The 18,199-nt window shown below is 71.9% G+C and carries 12 protein-coding genes and 1 pseudogene; 4 read left to right on the forward strand and 9 right to left on the reverse strand.

The genetic code is table 11. From position 1 onward, the window contains the following. The first annotated feature begins 61 nt into the window (after positions 1–61). The 4 genes and pseudogenes from AB0I22_RS32510 to AB0I22_RS32525 all read left to right on the forward strand — a co-directional run. On the forward strand, positions 62–1,120 hold the full coding sequence (locus AB0I22_RS32510) for a glycosyltransferase (RefSeq protein WP_363134578.1): 1,059 nt from the start codon (positions 62–64) through the stop codon (positions 1,118–1,120). A gap of 105 nt (positions 1,121–1,225) precedes the next feature. Then, positions 1,226–2,617: a nucleotide sugar dehydrogenase gene (locus AB0I22_RS32515; RefSeq protein ID WP_363134579.1), complete on the forward strand. Its 1,392-nt coding sequence runs from the start codon at positions 1,226–1,228 to the stop codon at positions 2,615–2,617. A 68-nt stretch (positions 2,618–2,685) separates the two neighbouring features. Continuing rightward, positions 2,686–3,726 carry an NAD-dependent epimerase/dehydratase family protein gene (locus tag AB0I22_RS32520; protein WP_363134580.1) on the forward strand — a complete coding sequence of 347 codons (1,041 nt, stop codon included), beginning with the start codon at positions 2,686–2,688 and terminating at the stop codon, positions 3,724–3,726. A 258-nt stretch (positions 3,727–3,984) separates the two neighbouring features. Beyond that, positions 3,985–4,305, forward strand: a pseudogene (locus AB0I22_RS32525) (TetR/AcrR family transcriptional regulator C-terminal domain-containing protein); the annotation flags it as partial. Between the two features lie 160 nt (positions 4,306–4,465). Here AB0I22_RS32525 and AB0I22_RS32530 read toward each other — a convergent pair. From AB0I22_RS32530 to AB0I22_RS32570, 9 genes are all read right to left on the reverse strand, one after another. Continuing rightward, complete coding sequence (locus AB0I22_RS32530) at positions 4,466–4,822, reverse strand: Fur family transcriptional regulator (RefSeq protein ID WP_363134581.1); 357 nt, start codon at positions 4,820–4,822, stop codon at positions 4,466–4,468. Positions 4,823–5,019: 197 nt separating this feature from the next. Continuing rightward, positions 5,020–7,659 (reverse strand): ATP-binding cassette domain-containing protein, encoded by a 2,640-nt coding sequence (locus AB0I22_RS32535; protein ID WP_363134582.1) that lies wholly within the window; start codon positions 7,657–7,659, stop codon positions 5,020–5,022. Next, positions 7,656–8,645, reverse strand: a complete 990-nt coding sequence (locus AB0I22_RS32540; RefSeq protein ID WP_363134583.1) for an ABC transporter permease — start codon at positions 8,643–8,645, stop codon at positions 7,656–7,658. Before AB0I22_RS32540 ends, AB0I22_RS32535 begins: the two co-directional genes overlap by 4 nt. Beyond that, positions 8,642–10,261, reverse strand: coding sequence for an ABC transporter substrate-binding protein (locus AB0I22_RS32545; protein ID WP_363134584.1), 1,620 nt, complete (start codon positions 10,259–10,261; stop codon positions 8,642–8,644). Before AB0I22_RS32545 ends, AB0I22_RS32540 begins: the two co-directional genes overlap by 4 nt. A 75-nt stretch (positions 10,262–10,336) precedes the next feature. Further along, positions 10,337–12,178, reverse strand: coding sequence for an asparagine synthase (glutamine-hydrolyzing) (asnB, locus tag AB0I22_RS32550; RefSeq protein ID WP_363134585.1), 1,842 nt, complete (start codon positions 12,176–12,178; stop codon positions 10,337–10,339). 60 nt (positions 12,179–12,238) lie between these two features. Continuing rightward, positions 12,239–13,447 carry a cytochrome P450 gene (locus AB0I22_RS32555; RefSeq protein ID WP_363134586.1) on the reverse strand — a complete coding sequence of 403 codons (1,209 nt, stop codon included), beginning with the start codon at positions 13,445–13,447 and terminating at the stop codon, positions 12,239–12,241. A gap of 11 nt (positions 13,448–13,458) precedes the next feature. After that, positions 13,459–14,253 carry an alpha/beta fold hydrolase gene (locus AB0I22_RS32560; protein ID WP_363134587.1) on the reverse strand — a complete coding sequence of 265 codons (795 nt, stop codon included), beginning with the start codon at positions 14,251–14,253 and terminating at the stop codon, positions 13,459–13,461. Between the two features lie 67 nt (positions 14,254–14,320). Next, entirely contained in the window at positions 14,321–16,045 is a 1,725-nt protein-coding gene (locus AB0I22_RS32565; RefSeq protein WP_363134588.1) for an ABC transporter ATP-binding protein, read from the reverse strand. After that, positions 16,042–17,823, reverse strand: a complete 1,782-nt coding sequence (locus tag AB0I22_RS32570; protein ID WP_363134589.1) for an ABC transporter ATP-binding protein — start codon at positions 17,821–17,823, stop codon at positions 16,042–16,044. Before AB0I22_RS32570 ends, AB0I22_RS32565 begins: the two co-directional genes overlap by 4 nt. Between the last annotated feature and the right edge of the window lie 376 nt (positions 17,824–18,199).

The following is an 18,199-nucleotide window of genomic DNA, read 5'->3' on the forward strand; positions in this document are numbered from 1 at the left end:
CAGGTAAAGCCGGCCAGCCGAAGAGAAGCAGGGAGAGCGCATCGTGAATCAGGAAAGTCCCTTGCCCGTCAATTTCGTGGCCCATTTCCTGTGTGCCGACGGGTACGGAAGTCTGGCCGAGTACGGAGCCATGGGGATGGCGCGGGCGGGCGCCCGGGTCAACCTCATCCCCATCAAGATCTTCTACGAGGGGCTGGCGCCCGAAGTCCTCGCGCTCGCCGAGAAGTCAACCCCCTACCAGGAGGGGCCGGTTCTGTTCTCGGCTGCACTGGAGCCTGAACTCGAGCTCTACGCGGAGACCGAGCACTTCGTCCACACCATGTGGGAGTCGAGCCGGTTGCCCGCCGACTGGCCGGCCCGCCTGAACCGCGCCCGCGCGGTGATCGTACCCACCCGGTTCGTCGCTGAGGTATGCCGGTCGAGTGGGGTCACCGTGCCCGTCGAGGTGGTCCCCGAGGGGGTCGACCCGGATGTGTACCCGCTGGTGGAGCGACCGGCGCGCGAGAGCGTCACCACCCTCGTCGTGGGCACTGTCCTGCCGCGCAAACACGTCGTCCAGGCGATCGAGGCGTGGCAACTGGCATTCGGCGACGATCCGGACGCCCGACTGATCATCAAGTCCCGGTTCGGGACGGCGAAGGCGTTCGGACTGACCGTCGACGACCCGCGGATCACCGTCATCGACGGCCAGGAGATGGTACGCGGCATCCTGCACTGGTACCGGGAGGCCGACGTGCTGCTCGCGCTGGGCAGCGAGGGGTTCGGCCTGCCCCTGGTCGAGGGCATGGCGACCGGCCTGCCCGTGATCGCGCTGTCCTCTGAGGGCCAGGGCGACGTCTGCACCGACGCGGGCGACCTCGTGCTGCCCGTCCCGCCCGGCAGCTGGGAGGAGGCGGACGAACCGCTCTATGGGCGGTGCGGGGTCCGGGGCGTCCCGGACGTGCGCAAGGTCGCCGAACATCTGACCTGGGTGGCCCGCCACCGCGAGGAGGCGGCCGCGATGGGCGCTGCCGCGTCGCAGTGGGCGCACCGGCACCGCAACATCTGGGAGAAGGGCCCCGCCACGGTCGACGTCATGGAGACGCACATGCGGCCCCGGCGCTCCCTGCGGGCGAGGTGACCACGTCACGCCGGCCGTCCGGGCGGACGGGCACCACCGGAACAACCTGTACGGCATGCGGACATCGGCAACACACCGCGCAGGCGGGAAAGGGACTCGGGGAACATGCGGAACACATGGATTGTGCAGGACGCGGGCGAGACCGACGGCCGAGGCTGTCCGGACGACACGGATGAGCGCATCCCGGGCGCCGTCTGTGTGATCGGCCTCGGCTACGTGGGACTCACCCTCGCGGTGAGCCTGGCCGGCCAGGGGCGCAGAGTCGTCGGAGTCGAACGCAACCCGAAGGTCCGCGAAGACCTGGCAAGGAATCGGCCGCACGTCCACGAGGCCGGCCTGGACCTCGACACCGCCGTACACAGTGGCCGACTCACCGTGACCGACGCCGTCCCATCGGGTCGGACGGTCGACACGTACATCGTGTGTGTTGGCACGCCGGTGGACGAGGCGGGCTGTCCCGACCTGGTACAGGTCGAGGCCGCCGTCCGCGCGGTCGGCGAGCAGGCCGTCGACGGGAGCCTGGTCATCCTGCGGTCCACGGTACCGGTCGGCACCTCGCGCAGGCTGCTCGCCGAACTCCGCACCCGCCACGACATCGACCTGGCCTTCTGCCCGGAGCGCACCGTACAAGGCGTCGCCGTGCAGGAACTGCGGAGTCTGCCGCAGATTGTGGGCGCCTGTAGCCCCCGCGCGGGCGCCAGGGCCGCGGCGCTGTTCCGCGAGCTCACCCCGGACATGGTCGAGACGTCCGATCTGGAGACGGCCGAGATCGCCAAACTGGCCTGCAACGCCTATCGCTACACGGTCTTCGCCTTCGCCAACGAGCTCGCCCGGCTCTGCGAGAGGGTGGGTGTGAGCTACCGCGAGGTGCGCGAGACCGCGTCGACCGGATACTCCCGCGCGGCAGTGCCTGGCGCGGGGCCGGTCGGCGGGGCCTGTCTCCCCAAGGACACGGCGATCCTGTCCCGGTCCTTCGCGGACCACGGCTCACCGGCCTCCGTCCTCCTCGACGGAGTCGTTGGAGCCCACCGCTCGACGCCCGCGAGGATCGCCGACCGGGTGATGGACCGCATGGCGGACCTGGCCGACGGGACACCGCTGGTCGTGGCATTGCTCGGCGTCGCCTTCAAGGGCCGCCCGGAGACCGACGACACCCGGTTCTCGCCGGCGGTCGACATCGTGACGCACCTTCGGGAACGCCATGGAGGTCTGACCGTGCGTTCGCACGACCCCCTGGTGCCCGCCGCGGTCCAGGGGGCCTTCGGGTACGTGCCGTGCACCGAGGCCAAGGACGCCGTCGAGGGCGCGCACGTGGTCGTCCTCGGAACGAACCACCAGTCCTACGCGGACCTCGAACTTCGGTGGCTCACCGACCGCATGGCGAGCCCTGGGGTCATCTATGACGCCTGGGCCTTGCACGCCGACAGTGCCACCTCGCTGGGCGGCGCGGTCGAGTACCTCGCCTTCGGCGAGGGACAGCCGGCGTGGACGTGGTGAACGGGGCCGAGGGGCCACAGAAGACGAAGGCGCGCGAACAGATATTGCTACGGCGGAAAGGCGAAGACGTGAAGGTACTGATCACGGGCGCGGCCGGGTTCCTCGGCGGATACCTCGTCGAGGAACTTCTTGACCGCGGATACACGGTCGTTGGTCTGGACGACCTCTCCAAGTACGGCCGCCCCGCCCGCGAGGCGCCCGTGCACGAGCGCTACACCGCCGTGGTCGGCGACGCCGCGGACAGTGACCTGCTCCACGAACTCTCCGAGGGGTGCGACCACCTCGTCGCCGGCGCCGCCTTGATCGGCGGCGTGCGATACATGAAGGACCTTGCCCACGACATCCTGGTCACCAACAACCGGCTCGTCGGCGCCGCCGCCGAGGCGGGCATCAGGCGCCGGGACGAGGGACTGCGCAAAGTCACCTACGTCAGCTCCTCCATGGTGTACGAGCGCCACGACGGCACCGGTTTCCGCGAGGGCGACGAACGGGAGACGGCACCGCCGGCCACCGCCTACGGCTTCCAGAAGCTCTCGGCCGAGTACTACGCCCGCTCCGCCTGGTCCCAGTACGCTCTGCCCTACACCGTGGTCCGCCCCTTCAACTGCGTGGGCGCAGGTGAACGGCACGCACTGCACTCCAGCACCTCCACCGACGAACAGCAGCGCCTGGTGCGCGGACACGTCATCCCCGACTTCGTCGAACGCGCGCTGCGCCGGGAGAACCCGTTCCGCATCCTCGGCGACGGACGGCAGTTCCGCACCTTCACCCACGCCAGGGACCTGGCCCGCGGCGTAGCCCTCGCCATGGAGTCCGAGGCCGCCCTGAATGAGGACTTCAACCTCTCCGGGAACCACGGCCTCACCATCGCCGAACTCGCCCGCTTCGTCTGGGACCGCGTCAATCCCGGGGACCCCTTTTCGATCCGGCACGAACCGGCCTTCCCGGACGACGTACGCGTGCGCAGGCCCGACACGAGCAAAGCCCGGGAGGTCCTCGGCTTCACGGCGGACACGACGCTCGAAGCCATGGTGGAAGAGGTCGTCGACTGGGCCCGCAGCATCGGACTCGCCACGCGGGACGAGGAGCACACCCCGGTGCCGCGCTAGAGCTTCGCGCTTTCGCGAGGCGGGCTGTCCGGAGACGATCAGAGACACAGAAAACGGCAGGACTGTCCCGGAGCACGCGCTCAACCCGACTCATGAGTTCGGTGGACAGCATCAGGCACGGTGTGGTGTTCTACGGGCCGATCTGCATGCTCCCGGTCAGTTCGGCTTCCTTGACCAGTTGCTGGATCGTCATGCTCTCACCGGGCTTCCATACCTCGATGATGTGGTCGGGCCGGGTTCGTGAGCCCTTGTTCCATCCTGGTCGGCCGGCCCGGCATGACAGCCCTGTTCCGGATCGTCATCGCCGAACTGCCTCGTTTCCCCGAACTGGGACGGATGCAGTTCCAGCTCGGCAAACTGCCCTACTTCACCTCCGTTCAGCACTACTTGGAATCCGAGCACGAGGCAGGCAACGCCGACGTCCCGGACGCGGTGAGCGCCGCGAACCAGTTCCTCGGCATGATCGCCGACTACGTCCTGTGGCCCCGCATGCTGCTGACCGACTGGAACCCAGCGGCCTCCGACATCCACGACGCCGTCGAACAGGCCGTCCAGACCATGCTCGCCAGATACGCCCCGACCCGCCGGCCTGACCCGAAGCCGGAACGTCAACGCTGGCACTGGCGCGCGACGCTCACCATCCGCGGCGCCTCCACTCGGCGACGCATGCCGGTGAACGTCGGTGGCCTCGGCACGCTGCCCACTGGCGGGGCTCCGCCGTCGTGCCTCGTCGGCATGGTCAACGCCGGGCAGCACACCGGTCGCAGACGCCGGTCAGCTCCACCGTGTACTCGACCTCGGCGAAGCCCATGACATCGGCCACGTTCTCCGCCCAGCGTGCGATCACGCCCGCCTCGACCTCCGTGGTGAGGCCGCAGTCGCGGCAGACGAGATGGTGGCGGTGCCCGTCGGCGGGTCGGGGCCGGTAGAGCCGTTCGCCTCGCTTCCCCCGCACCACGTCGAGCCGCCCGGAGCGGTCCAGGGCGCGAAAAGTCCGGTATACCGTGGACAGACCGATGGTGACGCCGTCGGCTTTCAGCGCCTCGTGCAACTCCTGGGCGGAGGTGAATCCGGTGCGTTGCCGCAGAGTGTTCATGACAGCCATCCGCTGCCGCGTCGTGCGCAAGGATGCAGGCAGCCGTGTTGTCGGCGGTTCGCGCAGGCCGCCCACCTCCAAGGGCTCCCGGACGTGAGATCCGTTTCCGTCACGATGGGTGTCAGGAGGCGAGGGCTTCAGCGGAAGGCCGGCGCGCCGCCCGCCTCGCGATGCCGCGGAGCCACTCGGTACCGGCCCTAACCGCCGGCCGTGCGCCACGCCTCGTACCCCCGACCGTCCAAGGAGGGCACGGCGTCGATCAGCGCCCGTGTCACCGGGTGCCTCGGCGAACCCAGCACCGTCTCCTCGACGCTCCCGTACTCGACGACCGTGCCCTGCTCCAGGACGGCGACGGAGCCGCCCAGCCGTGGCGCGACCGTGAGATCGTGCGTGACCACGACCAGCGCCGTACCGCTCTCTCTGCGCAGTACGTCGAGCAGGGCGACCACCGAGGCGGCCGAGGTGGGATCGAGCGCGCTGGTCACCTCGTCGCACAGCAGTACCCGGGGCCGGGCGGCGAGCGCCCGCGCCAGGGCCACCCGCTGGCGCTGCCCGCCCGACAGGGCGGCCGGGCGGCGTGTCGCGTACGACCTGTCCAGGCCGACCGACTCCAGCAGCCGGCCGACCTCTTCGGAGACGGCCGCCTCGTCGCGCGCGATCCCGAACAGCCGCAAGGGCCTGCCCACGATGGTGGCGACGGTGTGGGCGGGGTTCAGCGAGTCGTAGGGGTTCTGCGCGACCAGCTGGACGGCGCGCAGGCTGTCCCGGTCCCGCGCGGCCACGGTCCGGCCCAGCGGCGTGTCCGCCAGCCGCACCTCGCCGTCCCACCTCGGGTGCAGTCCGGCGAGGCAGCGCAGCAGCGTCGTCTTGCCGCTCCCCGAGGCGCCGACAACGGTCAGGCAGCCCGCGTCCGCGACGGTCAGACCGATGTCCGACAGCACGGCCGGGCCCCCTCGGCCGTGTCGTGCCGTGAGCCCCCGCACGCGCAGAACCGGCGCCCCTTCCGGGGAGCCGGAGTCCACGCCGGCCGACGCGTGGACCGGCCTCGGCTCCGAGGGGGCGGTCAGGGCCGTGCCCGAGGCGCGGGCCGCCGCCACCAGTTCGCGAGCCGCGGCGGTGGCCGGCGACCGGATCAGGGACGCCGCCGGCCCGGCCTCCACGATGCGGCCATGGGCCATGACGGCCACCGAGTCGGCGACCTCGGCGGCCGCCGCCAGGTCGTGCGTCACCAGCAGCACGGCAGCACCGGTCTCGGCGGCCAGCCGCCCCAGGTCCCGCAGCAGGGCCGCGGCGGTGACCGGGTCGAGCGCGCTCGTGGGCTCGTCCAGGACGAGCACCGTGGGCCGCCCCGCCAGGGCCCCGGCCAGGGCGACTCGCTGCCGCTGGCCGCCCGACAGCTGATGAGGACGGCGGGCGAGGAACGCGTCGTCGTCCGGCAGTCCCACGAGCCGCAGTGCCGCCCGGGCCTTCTCCACCCGCTCGTCGCGCGGCACTTCGCCGGCCCGCAGCAGCTCCGTGATGTGTGCGCCCACCCGCAGGGTCGGCGCCAGCGAGGTGCGAGGGTCCTGCGGCACATAGGCCGTGCGGTGGGCCCGCAGCGCCCGCAACCGTCGCGGGCCGACGCTGTAGAGATCCGTGCCGTCGAGGAGTACCCGGCCGTCGGTGCGGGTGACGCCCGGCCGGGGCCCGGCCAGCAGGCCGAGCGCCAGCGTCGTCTTGCCGCTTCCGGACTCGCCCACCAGCGCCAGGACGCGGCCCGGCGACAGATCGAGGTCCGCGCCCGCGAGGAGCGTCCGGCCGGCCGCCTCCATCCGCAGACCGCGACAGGACAGCACAGCGGTCCTCTGAGGCACTGTGACCGCCACCGACGATCCCCCGGACGGCGGAGCGCCGACCGGTCCGTCCTCGCGGGAGAGGACGTCCGCGGTCGCCGGCAGCCGGTCCGCCAGGGCGTTCGCCGACACCAGGATCAGCAGCAGCATCACCGTGGGGGCCAGCACGGCGAGGGGCTGGAGCGACAGTCCCGGCTGGTTCTCCAACAGCATCAGCGCCCAGTCCGCGGCGGGGGGCTGGGCGCCGTAGCCGAGGAAGGCGGCGGTGGCGATCGTGAACACCGCGCCGACGAAGCGCACTCCGGCGTCCGCCCGCAGCAGCGGCACGAGGTTGGGCAGCAACTCCCTGCGGATCATGTACCCGAGGGACTCGCCGCGGGACCGCGCGGCCTCCACGTAATCGTGCTCCAGCGCCTGCCGCGTCACCGCGTGCACCATCCGCGTGATGTCGGGCACCAGGATGACGATTGTGGCGCCGGCGATGCCGACCGGTCCCCGCCCCGTCGCCACGACCAGCACACTGAGCAGAACGAACGCGGGCACGCTCATCAGCACGTCGACCAGCCGCATGATGACCGACTCCACCGCGCCGCGGCGCAGTGCCGCCACAGCACCCGCCGGGATGCTCACGGCGTAGGCGGCGAGCAGGGCGCACACCGAGACGATGATCAGTGACCGGCCGCCGGCCAGTACCCGGCTGAGCACGTCGGCCCCCAGCCGCTCGGTCCCCAGCGGCGCGTCCCCGCTGATCGGCGCGTACGGCATGTCCAGTGCCGCGCCCGGATCGTGCGGGGTCAGCCAGGGTCCGACCAGGGCCGTCAGAAGGCTCAGGCAGAGAACCGCGCCGGGGAGCCATACGGACAGCGCGGCGCGGCGCCGCGATCGCCACCTCCCCTGCCGCCGGGCGTCCGGTGCGCCTCGCCCGCCGCCGGGCGCCCCGTCCCCGGCGCCGCGGGGCGGCCGGCCCCCGGCGTCCGATGCCCCGTCGAGCTGTGGATACGTCATGCTTCTCTTCCCCGGACCGGATTGAAGACGACCGACAGCACGTCGGCCAGCAGATTGAGTGCGACCGTCACACAGGTGACGATCATGGTGATGGCCAGTACGACCGGCGCGTCCCGCCCCGCGGACGCCTCCACCAGCGCCGCGCCGATCCCCGGATAGCCGAACAGCGTCTCCGCGATCAGCGTGCCGCCGAACAGATAGGACACGTAGCGGGCCATGACCGGGAGGACCGGGACGACGGCCGTCGGCAGCACCCAGCGCGCCACCACCCGCCACTCGGGGACCCCGCCGAGCCGCGCCGCCTCGGCCGCCTCGCCGCGCCCGGCGCTCGCGGTCGCCTCCCTGACGAGCCGCACGTTCTGCGCCAGGCACGCGGAGACCAGCGTCACCACCGGCAGCACCAGCAGCGAGGGCCGCGCCGACGGACTCTCACCGGCGGACAGCGCCGACACGGCCGGGAACCAGCCCAGGCCGGTGGCGAAGCACAGCACCAGCACCGTGCCGATGACGAACTCCGGCACGCTGACCAGCGCCAGCACCCCCCATGACACGATCCGGTCGGAGCGTCGGCCGGCCCGCAGCCCGGAGAACAGCCCGAGCCCCAGCGACAGCGGGACCAGCACCACCACCGCGGCCACGGCGAGGATCGCCGAGTTCAGGGCGCGGTCGGCGAGGATCTCCGAGACGTTCCCGCCCTGGGCGAACGACACGCCCAGATCACCGTGGAGGGCATCGCCGAGCCAGCGCAGGTACCGCACCACGGGTGAGGCGTCCAGACCGAGACTGTGCCGCAGGGCCTCGACCCGTGCGGGGGAGGCGTCCCCCGCACGGGACAGCCGGGCCGTGGCCGCGTCGCCGGGGGCCATCTCCGTCGCGGCGAAGACCAGGACGGACACGGCCAGCACGACGCCGACGGCCGCGGCCGACCGGCGCAGCACCAGCAGCCCGAGGGCGTGGTTCCCCCGGTCCGCCTTCTTGACGCTCACGCGCTCAGGAACGCGTTGCGCAGAGAGGGGTACTCGGGCCAGCCCAGGGACTCGACCCCCTGCACCTTCGGCGTCGCCGCGGCTGCCGAGGGCATCCGCGCGAAGATCGCGTCGCCGCCGTGGTCGTACAGGTAGTGCTGGACGTCCCCGACGGCCTGCCCGCGGTCCCGGTCGGAGACCGACCGGCGCATGTCGGCCAGCAGGGTCTCCAGACGCTTGGGCGCCTTGCCGGTGAGGGGGAAGACGGCCGAGCCGCCGTAGTAGTTGAGCAGGGCCAGCGGCAGGGGCATGGGGGAGTTGGCGGACGTCTGGATGGGCGTGGACAGCAGTTTGCCCATGTCGCTGTAGTAGTCGGCGGCCGGTACCTTGTCCAGTTCGACCCTCAGGCCCGCCTCCTTGGCCTGCTGGACGAACGCGGAGGCGCTCTCGACCAGTCCGTAGGCGAAGTCGCTGGTGCGCAGGGTGATCGATGTGCCCTCCAGGCCCGCCTTCTTCAGCAGCGACCTGGCGCGGTCGGGGTCGTGCTCACGCTTCGGCAGGTCGCCGGTGTACCAGGGCTGGTGCATGCCGCGCGCGTCGTCGGCGCTCTCCCCGTAGCCCAGGGTCACGGACCTGACCATCGCCTCGCGGTCGACGGCGTACTTGACGGCCTCGACGAGTGCCGGCGAGGTGAAGGGCTTCTGGTCCAGGTTCATGCTGAACGTCAGCTCGGTCCACAGGTCCTTCGGCGGCATCAGCATCCGCAGGGACGTGTTGCCCCGCTCCGCGCGTACGGCTGTCAGCGGGACGCTGCCCGCGTAGTCGAACTGTCCTGCCTTCAGGCCGCTCAGCCGGGCCGCCGAGTCCGTGACGGAGTACAGCTCGATCCCGTCGAGGTAGGGGCCGCCGCGGTCCGCGTCCCAGTAGTCGGGGTTCGCCACCAGGACGCTGCTCTTGCCGGCCTCCCATGTGGACAGGGTGAACGGGCCGCTGCCCAAGGCTTTGGACAGCTTCTTGGTGCCGTCCGGGAAGACGAACATGGACTGGGCGAGCGCCAGGTCGAAGAAGCCGTTCGGCTGCTTCAGCGGCACGGTGAGGGTCCGGGCGTCCGGCACGCGTGCCGCCGCGAAGTCGGCGCCGGCGAGCAGGGCGGACTGGCCGCCCGGGTTCGCCGCGATCGTCCGCAGGCTGAACAGGACGTCCTTCGCCGTGAGCCGGGCGCCGTCGCTGAACGTGACGCCCTTGCGCAACCGGATCGTCCACCGCGAGGCATCGGCGTTGGGTGCGACGGACTCGGCCAGCCGCCATACCGGCCTGCCGCCGTCCAGGTCGCCCAGTGTGTCCCACAGCAGGCGGGCCCGTACGAAGTCGATGACGGTGGCGGTGGCCTGCACGACGCTCGTCGACTCGGTGCTGCCGCCGGTGAACGCGGCCCGCAGTGTTCCGCCGCGGCGCGGCTCGCCGGTGTAGGTGGCGGAGCCGGCGGGCCGGGCCCCGCCGGCGCCGGAGCCGGCGGGCCGGGCCCCGCCGGCGCCGGAGCCGCCGCAGGCCGTGAGGAGCCCGCCCGCGGCGAGGACCGCGGCTCCGCCCGCCGTGCGGGTGAGGAGCGAACGCCGGGATATCTCGGATCTGTTCACTGGATGTCTTTCCGTTCGTGCCTGGCGCGCGTCGGCTGGGGGACGTCGCGCCGTGGTGGTGCTGGGGATTCGGTCTCAGGAGAGCCGCAGCTCGGGGTCGTACATGTCGAACCAGTGGTGGAGGTCGAGGACCCGTTCGATGCCGAGGCGCCCGTCGCCGGCCAGCTGTTCGGGCTCGCGCGCGACGGTCTCCTGGAGCCAGGCCCGGTCGACGAGTTCGAAGACGGGACTGTCCCGCTCGGCCAGTACCTCGCGCGCCTGCTCCTGGAGCGCCTTCGCGTAGCCGGGGTCCTGCGTGGAGGGGTAGGGGCTCTTCACGCGGTCCACCACCGACTCCGGGAGGGCGTCGCGCACGGCGGCGCGCAGCAGGCTCTTCTCCCGTCCGTCCGCGGTCTTCATCGACCACGGCGCGTTGTAGACGTACTCGACGAGCCGGTGGTCGGCGAAGGGCACCCGCACCTCAAGGCCCACCGCCATCGACAGGCGGTCCTTGCGGTCCAGGAGGGCGCGCACCAGGCGCGTCAGATGCAGGTGGCACACGGTGCGCATCCGCCGTTCCAGGCCCGTCTCACCGTCCAGGTGCTCCACCGAGGCCACGGCGGAGGCGTACTGGTCGGCGATGTAGGCGGGGATGTCGAGCCGGCGGCGCACATCGGGGTGGAGCAGGGCCGTACGGTCCGTGGTGTGCGCGTTCTGGAAGGCGAGCCACGGGAACGTGTCCGCGTCCCGGGCCGCCGGGTGGTGGAACCAGATGTACCCGCCGAACAGCTCGTCCGCGAACTCCCCGGACAGGGTGACCGTGGAGTGTTCGCGGATCGCCTGGAACAGCAGGTACATCGAGGAGTCGATGTCGCCGAGGCCGATCGGCATGTCGCGGGCGCGCAGCACGGACCGCCGCAGCCCGGGGTCGGTCAGCTCTCCCGAGTCGAGCACCACCGCGCGGTGGTCGGTGCCCACCGCCCGGGCGACCTCGCGGATGAACGGGCTGTCGGGGGTCTCGCGCAGTTCGTCGGGGCGGAAGTTCTCCTCCAGCCCGGCGAAGTCGACCGAGAAGGTCCGCAATCGCTCGCCCGAGGCGGCGAGATGACGGGCGCTCAGGGCGGTGACGGCGCTGGAGTCGAGTCCGCCCGAGAGCAGCGCGCTCAACGGTACGTCCGACACCGACTGGCGCCCCATCGTGTCGGTCAGCAGCTCCCGTACCCGCTCGACGGTGGTCCCGGTGTCGTCGGTGTGCTCGCGGGTGGGCAGGGACCAGTAGGTACGGCGGCGGATGCCGTCCCGGGTCACGGTGACGACCGTCCCCGGCTCGACCTCGGTCATGCCCTTCCACAGGGACCAGCCCGGCGCCTTGGTGAAGCCGATCAGCTCGTGGAGGCAGTCCAGATCGACCACCCGGCGGGCCCGCGGGTTGGCCAGGACGGCCTTGGGCTCCGAGCCGAACAGGACGCCGTCCGGGGTCGGGTACAGGTACAGGGGTTTGACCCCCATGCGGTCCCGCACGAGGACGAGCTTGTGCGCGCGCTCGTCCCACAGGGCCAGGGCGTACATGCCGTTGAGGCGCTCCGCCATGTGCTCGCCCCACTCCAGGTAGGCGTGGAGCACGACCTCGGTGTCGCTGGAGGTGCGGAAGACGTGTCCCCGGCCGCGCAGTTCGCCGCGGAGTTCGGTGAAGTTGTACGTCTCGCCACTGTAGACGAGGGCGACGCTGCCGCCGGGTGTGCCGGCGGTCATGGGCTGCGCCCCGCCGGGCGGGTCGATGACGGCGAGCCGCCGGTGGCCGAGAGCGACATGGCGGCGCACCCAGGTGCCGCCGTCGTCGGGCCCCCGGTCGGCCAGGGTGGCCGTCATCGCCTCGATGTCGTGCCCGCGGACCGTGAGGTCGTCGTCGAAGGCGACCCATCCGGTAATACCGCACATAACTGATCCTCACTGGTGGAACGGAGGGGAAGGAAAGAAGGAGGGAGGGCAGGCGGCCGGTCAGCCGAGCCGCACGGGCAGTTCCGCCAGCCCGTGCATGGCGGTGCTGGGGCGCCACATCAACTCCGCCTTGGGCACGGCCAGTTCGATGGTGGGGAAGGCTGCGAGCAGCTGTCCGATGCCGATCTCGCCCTCGATACGGCCGAGCGGGGCGCCGACGCAGAAGTGGACGCCGTGGCCGAACCCGAGGTGGCCCCCGGCCGGCCGGGTGATGTCGAGGCGGTCGGGGTCGGGGAAGCGGGCGCCGTCGCGGTTGGCCGACAGCAGGGAGATCATCACGAACTGCCCGGCGGGGATCTCCACGTCCCCGACCCGCAGGGCTTCCTTGGCGTAGCGCGGTGAGGAGAGGTTGTTGGGCGTCTCGAAGCGCAGGAACTCCTCCACGGCGCCGGGCAGCAGCGCGGGGTCCGAGCGCAGCGCGGCCAGCTGTCCGGGGTGGCGGATCAGGGCGAGCACGCCACTGGCGATCAGGTTGACGGCGGTCTCGTAGCCGCCGATGAGCAGGACGAAGCTCATGGCGATCATCTCGGGGACGCTCAGCCGGTCCCCGTCCTCACTGGCGGTGACCAGCCCCGACAGCAGGTCCTCCCGCGGCGACACGCGCTTGGCCTCAAGCAGCTCTGCCAGATAGCGGCCCATGGACTCCGAAGCGGCGCCGATCTCCTCGGGCGGCGCGGTGGAGACCAGTACGTCGGACCAGGCGCCGAACATCTCCCGGTCGTCCTTGGGGATGCCGAGCAGTTCACAGATCACGATCATCGGCAGCGGGTAGGCGTAGTCCCGCAACAGGTCCACCGGCCCGGTGGTGTCCAGCGCGTCCGTCAACTCGGCGGCGATCTCCGCTATCCGGGGACGGAGCAGCTCGATGGACCGGGGGGTGAACGCCTTGTTGACCAGTTTCCGCAGCCGGGTGTGGTCCGGCGGGTCGGTGTTCAGCAGGTGCCGGGCCAGATCCTCGGAGAAGGAGCTGGGCTTGCCGTCCGCGGCCTCCCGCAGCCGTTCGAGCCGGTCGTAGACGCCGTCGCTGCTCAGCCGGGGATCGAGGAACAGGGAGCGTGCCTCCTCGTATCCCGTCACGAGCCAGACGGGCAGGCCGGTGGGCAGGATCACGGGCAGGACCGGACCCTTGTCCCGCAGGACCGCCGCGGCGGCGTGCGGATCGTGCATGAAGGAGTCGTCCAGGCGCAGGTGTTCCACTGGCAAGGTCATCAGGTGCCTCTTCATCGTCGTTCGGTGATGGCGGCGGCGTCGCCGTCCGCCCGGGAGCCGGCCAGCAGGCCGGTGACGGACCGCACGACGTCGTGCGGGTCGTCGGAGAAGTAGAAGTGGCCGCCGGCGAAGGCCAGGAGCCGGAACTCGGAGTCGGTCCAGCGCGACCAGCCCCGCGCCTCGTCCTCGGCGACCTCGGTGTCACCGGTTCCGACGAGTGCCGTCACGGGGCACGGCAGCGTCGTCGGGGCGGGCGGGGCGTAGGTCTCCACCAAGCGGTAGTCGTTGCGCACCGCGGGAAGGATCAGCCGGCGCACCTCGTCCATGGCGAGCAGTTCCGGGTGAGTGCCGCCGAGCCGCAGTAGCTCGGCGGTCAGGCCGTCGTCGTCCAGCAGGTGTACGGCGCCGGGGCGGTGGAACTGAGGGGCCTCCCGCGCTGACACGAACACGTGTTCCGGGGGGCGTGCGCCCTCGGCGACCATGCGGAGCGCCAACTCGTGGGCGACGAGAGCGCCCATGCTGTGCCCGAACACCGCCCACGGGCGGTCCAGCAGCGGCCGTACCGCGTCCGCGAGGGCGGCCACCAGAGCCGGCACGTCACCGGGCGCCCGCTCGTCGACCCGCTCCTCCCGCCCCGGCGGACAGACCAGGACCGGTTCGATCCAGTCGGGCAGCGGTCCGGTCCACGCCCGGTACAACGACGCCGTCCCGCCCGCGTGGGGCAGGCACAGCAGTCGCAGGGAAGGGGCGCCGCCGGGACGGGGGCGGCGGAACCAGCGGGCCGAGGACACGTCGGGATCGGTCAAGGGACTTCCTGTTCTGCGTGGCTGGTGCGGTGGTGCGGTGGTGCAGCGATGTGCGGCGGCGGGTGGCTCAGGTGGGCTTGAGCTGCCAGGCCGTCGCCCTGCTGCGCTCCGCCCAGAGATCCCGGTAGAGGCCGCCGGCGGCGATGAGTTCCTGGTGGCCGCCCAGTTCACAGACCGCGCCGTCCTCGATGACGGCGATCTGGTCCGCGGAGGCGATCGTCGACAGTCGGTGCGCCACCACCAGGACGGTCCTGTCCCGGGCCAGCCCCGCGAGGGCCTCGCCCACCGCCGCCTCGTTCTGGGCGTCCAGGGCCGAGGTCGCCTCGTCCAGCAGGACCACCGCCGCGTCCTTCAGCAGGGCCCGGGCGATGGACACGCGCTGCCGCTCACCCCCGGACAGGCGGGAGCCGCCCTCACCGACCGGTGTCGCCCAGCCCAGCGGCAGCCGGGTGACGACCTCGGTGAGCCGGGCCGCGTCGGCGGCGGCGCGCACCTCCTCGTCGGTGGCGCCGGGGCGGCCGATACGCACGTTCTCCTCGATGGTGGCGTCGAAGAGGTATACGTCCTGGGAGACGATGGAGATCTGCCCCATCAGGGTCTCGCCGCTCATCTCCCGCACGTCGGCACCGCCGACGCGTACACAACCGCCGTCCACGTCCCAGAAACGGGCGGCGAGACGGGTCACGGTCGTCTTGCCGGCCCCGGACGCGCCGACGAGCGCCGTCATGGACCGGGGCGGGCAGGACAGGGAGAACCCGGACAGCACCGGCTGGTCCCCGTACCCGAAGGTGACGTCCTCGAACTCCACCCCCGAGTGCTCCGGTTCGCGCGGCGCGGACGGCTCGGGCAGCGGCGGGGTGCGCACGATGCGGCTGATCCCGTCCAGCGCGGTCCGGGCCAGTTGCACCCCCGTTCCGTACACGGCCAGCAGTGACACGGGTTCGGTGAAGCGGACCGCGAGGATCAGTACGGCGATGATGTCCGGCACCGCGGTGCGCTCGTCCAGGACCAGCCAGGCCGCCGTGACCGCCACCAGGGCGAACGCGGCCTCGACGAGGGCCGTGTACCAGGCGGCGGGTGCGTTGGCCCGGTTGAGGCCGCGCACGGTCGCCGCGCGGTCGGCGCGCAGCGACCGCTCCAGGCTCTCCCAGCCCGAGACGGTACGTCCCGCCGCGCGCAGGACGGACTGCGCGCGGGCGAACTCCAGCACCCGGCTCGACACCTCCGACAGCGCCTCGGCCTCCGTCGCCTGCGAGGTGGCGGAGACGCGCTGGAGCCGCTGGTACAGCAGGAGGCCCAGCGGGCTCAGTACGAGGAAGGCGAGGGTGAGCCGCCAGTCCACGAAGAGGGTGATCAGCGCGATGGCGGCCGGCGCGGTGACGGTCACGGTGATCTGCTGGAGCACCATGCCGGGGAAGTTGCCGAAGCTCTGCGCGCCCGACATCGAGGTGAGCAGGCGGCCGGAGGCGACCTTGGTGAACCAGCCCAGGGGGAGCCGGGTGACGTGCCGGGCCAGCTTCCTGGCCAGCGTCATGCCGCTGCGCTCGACACCGACCGCGTACCCGTTGTTCGAGGTGACCCACAGGACGGCTCCGGCGGCGGCGGCTCCCGCGGCGGCGACCAGCAGCCACAGCGCCGCGCGTGCGGTGTCGTCCGCGAACAGCGCGCGCAGCAGCGGGATGAGAGAGGCGAAGGTGACGCCCTGGCAGATGCCGGTGGCGACATAGCCGGCGACCTGGCCGCGCATCCCGGTCGGTTCGCCGATGAGTTCCTCGGCCTGACGGATGATCACTGTCCGACCTCCTGGTGGACCTGCTGGGCACTCCAGAGCCGGGCGTAGAGCCCCTCGCGCTCCAGGAGCGCCGTATGCGTGCCGCGTTCCACGATGCGTCCGCCGTCCAGGACGAGAATCGCGTCCGCCCCGGCCACCGTGTGCAGCCGGTGGGCGATGACGAGCAGCGTCCGGCCCTTGCCCAGGGCGCTGAGCGCTTCCTGGATCCGGGCCTCGCTGTGCGGGTCGGCGTGCGCGGTGGCCTCGTCGAGGATGACGACGGGGGAGTCCTGGAGGATGGCCCGCGCGATGGTGATCCGCTGGCGTTCGCCGCCGGACAGTTCGCTCTCGCCGTCCTCCAGGAGGGTGTCGTAGCCGTGGGGGAGGGCCATGACGACGTCGTGGATCTGCGCGGCGCGGGCCGCGGCCGCCACCTCCTCGTCGGTGGCGTCGGGCCGGCCGAGCCGGATGTTCTCCCGGACGGTGGCGCGCAGCAGGACCACCTCCTGGAAGACGAAGGCGACCTGGCCGAGCAGTTCCCGGGTGGGGATCTGCCGGATGTCGGTCCCGCCGAGCGTGACGCGCCCGGAGGTGACGTCCCAGAAGCGCGGGATCAGCCGGGCGAAGGTGGTCTTCCCCGAACCGGAGGGGCCCACCAGTGCGGTGACCGTGCCCGGCTCCAGTACGGCGCTGACCCCGTCGAGTGCGGGCGCCCCTCCCTCGCCGTAGGCGAAACGGACGTCCTCGAAGGCGACGCGCGGGGAGTCGGGGGCGGCGCCCTCGGCGGGCTCCGGCAGGGCGGGTTCGGCCAGGACGGCGGCGATGTGGGTGGCGCCGAGCTGCGCGTCGCGGAAGGCGTAGCCGAGCTGTGCCGCCTGCATCACCGTGCTGGGCAGGCCGATGCCCACCGCGAGGAAGGGCAGCAGAGTGGCCGGACCGGCCCAGCCGGCAGCGACGAAGAGGATGCCGGTGCCGGCTATCCACACCAGCATCGAGGCGGGCGAGAGCAGGGTGTTGATGAGGTTCGTGGGCCGGCCGATCGCGGACATCCAGCGCAGGCACACCCGGGTCAGCCGGTCGGCGGCCTCGCTGAACCGCGCGAAGGTGTGCGCGGTGGCCCCGTAGGTCTTGATGACCTCGATGCCGTCGACGAGTTCGACCGACGCCTTGGCCAGGTCGGACTGTGCCACGTTGAAGGCGCCCATGTTCTGCTCGTACGCGCTCTGGAGGCGGGGTGCCAGTATGACGAGGACCAGCACGGCGTAGCCCACCACGACCAGGGCCAGACGCCAGTCCGCCACCAGCAGGTACACCACGGCGGTCAGCGGCATGACGACGGCGGAGGTCAGCTCCGCGGCGGCGTGCGCGACCAGTGTGTGGACCTGCCTGACATCGTCGGACACCGCCTTCTTCACCTCGCCGGACCCGCTGGCGGTGAACCAGCCGAGCGGCAGCGAGCCGAGGTGGCGAGCGAGCCGGGAGCGCGTCAGGTAGCGGAACTCGGCGTCCGCGTAGTGGCAGAGCTGGGTGGCTCCCATGTAGAGCACGCCGCGCAGCACGGCCCCGGCCACGGCCGCGATGATCCATCCCCACACCTCGCCGGGCCGTCCGGTCCCGTGGTCGAGGAGGACCCGTCCGGCCTCGGCGACCGCGATGTACGGCACGACGGCGCAGACGGCCGACAGGGCGGTCAGGGCAACTCCCGCTGTCAGTCGGCCCCTTACCGGCTCGACAAGGGTTTTGAGGGCCCCTGCCTCGACGAGGGGCCGCTGCTCGGCGGGCGTGCGGTCGTCGGTCACCGGGCCGCCTCGGCAGGACGGTGCGCGGGGTCCGCCGGGGGGTGCTCGGCGGGACACGTGGCGGTCATGGGTGGGGCCTTCCTCTTCGTCTGCTTCGTCTGCGTTCGGTTCATCGGGCGTCCGGGTGCGTCGGAATCCGAGCTCGGCAATGGCTTGAGTCAGGTCGGCCCGAGTCGATCGACGGGCGGCCTGTGAGTGGTGAAGTCGCTGACCTGGTGGGCGAGGTGAGGCGTCAGGGCCTCGCGCTCCGATCCGGGGCGGCGATCGTGTCGTTATGGGGGGCGGGCGAGGCCGGGTACGGGGCGGGGTCGCCCCCGGAGGGCGGATGGGCCATCCGCCGGGCGGGGCTAGGAGGCGACCATAATGAAAATGATAA

Origin of the sequence: Streptomyces sp. NPDC050610 (assembly GCF_040654875.1) — a bacterium.
GTDB lineage: Bacteria > Actinomycetota > Actinomycetes > Streptomycetales > Streptomycetaceae > Streptomyces.

What these genes read in the sequence shown, in the direction of transcription:
- AB0I22_RS32555 (WP_363134586.1), bottom strand. Translation starts at nt 13,447, where the DNA reads ATGACCTTGCCAGTGGAACACCTGCGCCTGGACGACTCCTTCATGCAC.
- AB0I22_RS32515 (WP_363134579.1), top strand. Translation starts at nt 1,226, where the DNA reads ATGCGGAACACATGGATTGTGCAGGACGCGGGCGAGACCGACGGCCGA.
- AB0I22_RS32530 (WP_363134581.1), bottom strand. Translation starts at nt 4,822, where the DNA reads ATGAACACTCTGCGGCAACGCACCGGATTCACCTCCGCCCAGGAGTTG.
- AB0I22_RS32535 (WP_363134582.1), bottom strand. Translation starts at nt 7,659, where the DNA reads ATGACGTATCCACAGCTCGACGGGGCATCGGACGCCGGGGGCCGGCCG.
- asnB (WP_363134585.1), bottom strand. Translation starts at nt 12,178, where the DNA reads ATGTGCGGTATTACCGGATGGGTCGCCTTCGACGACGACCTCACGGTC.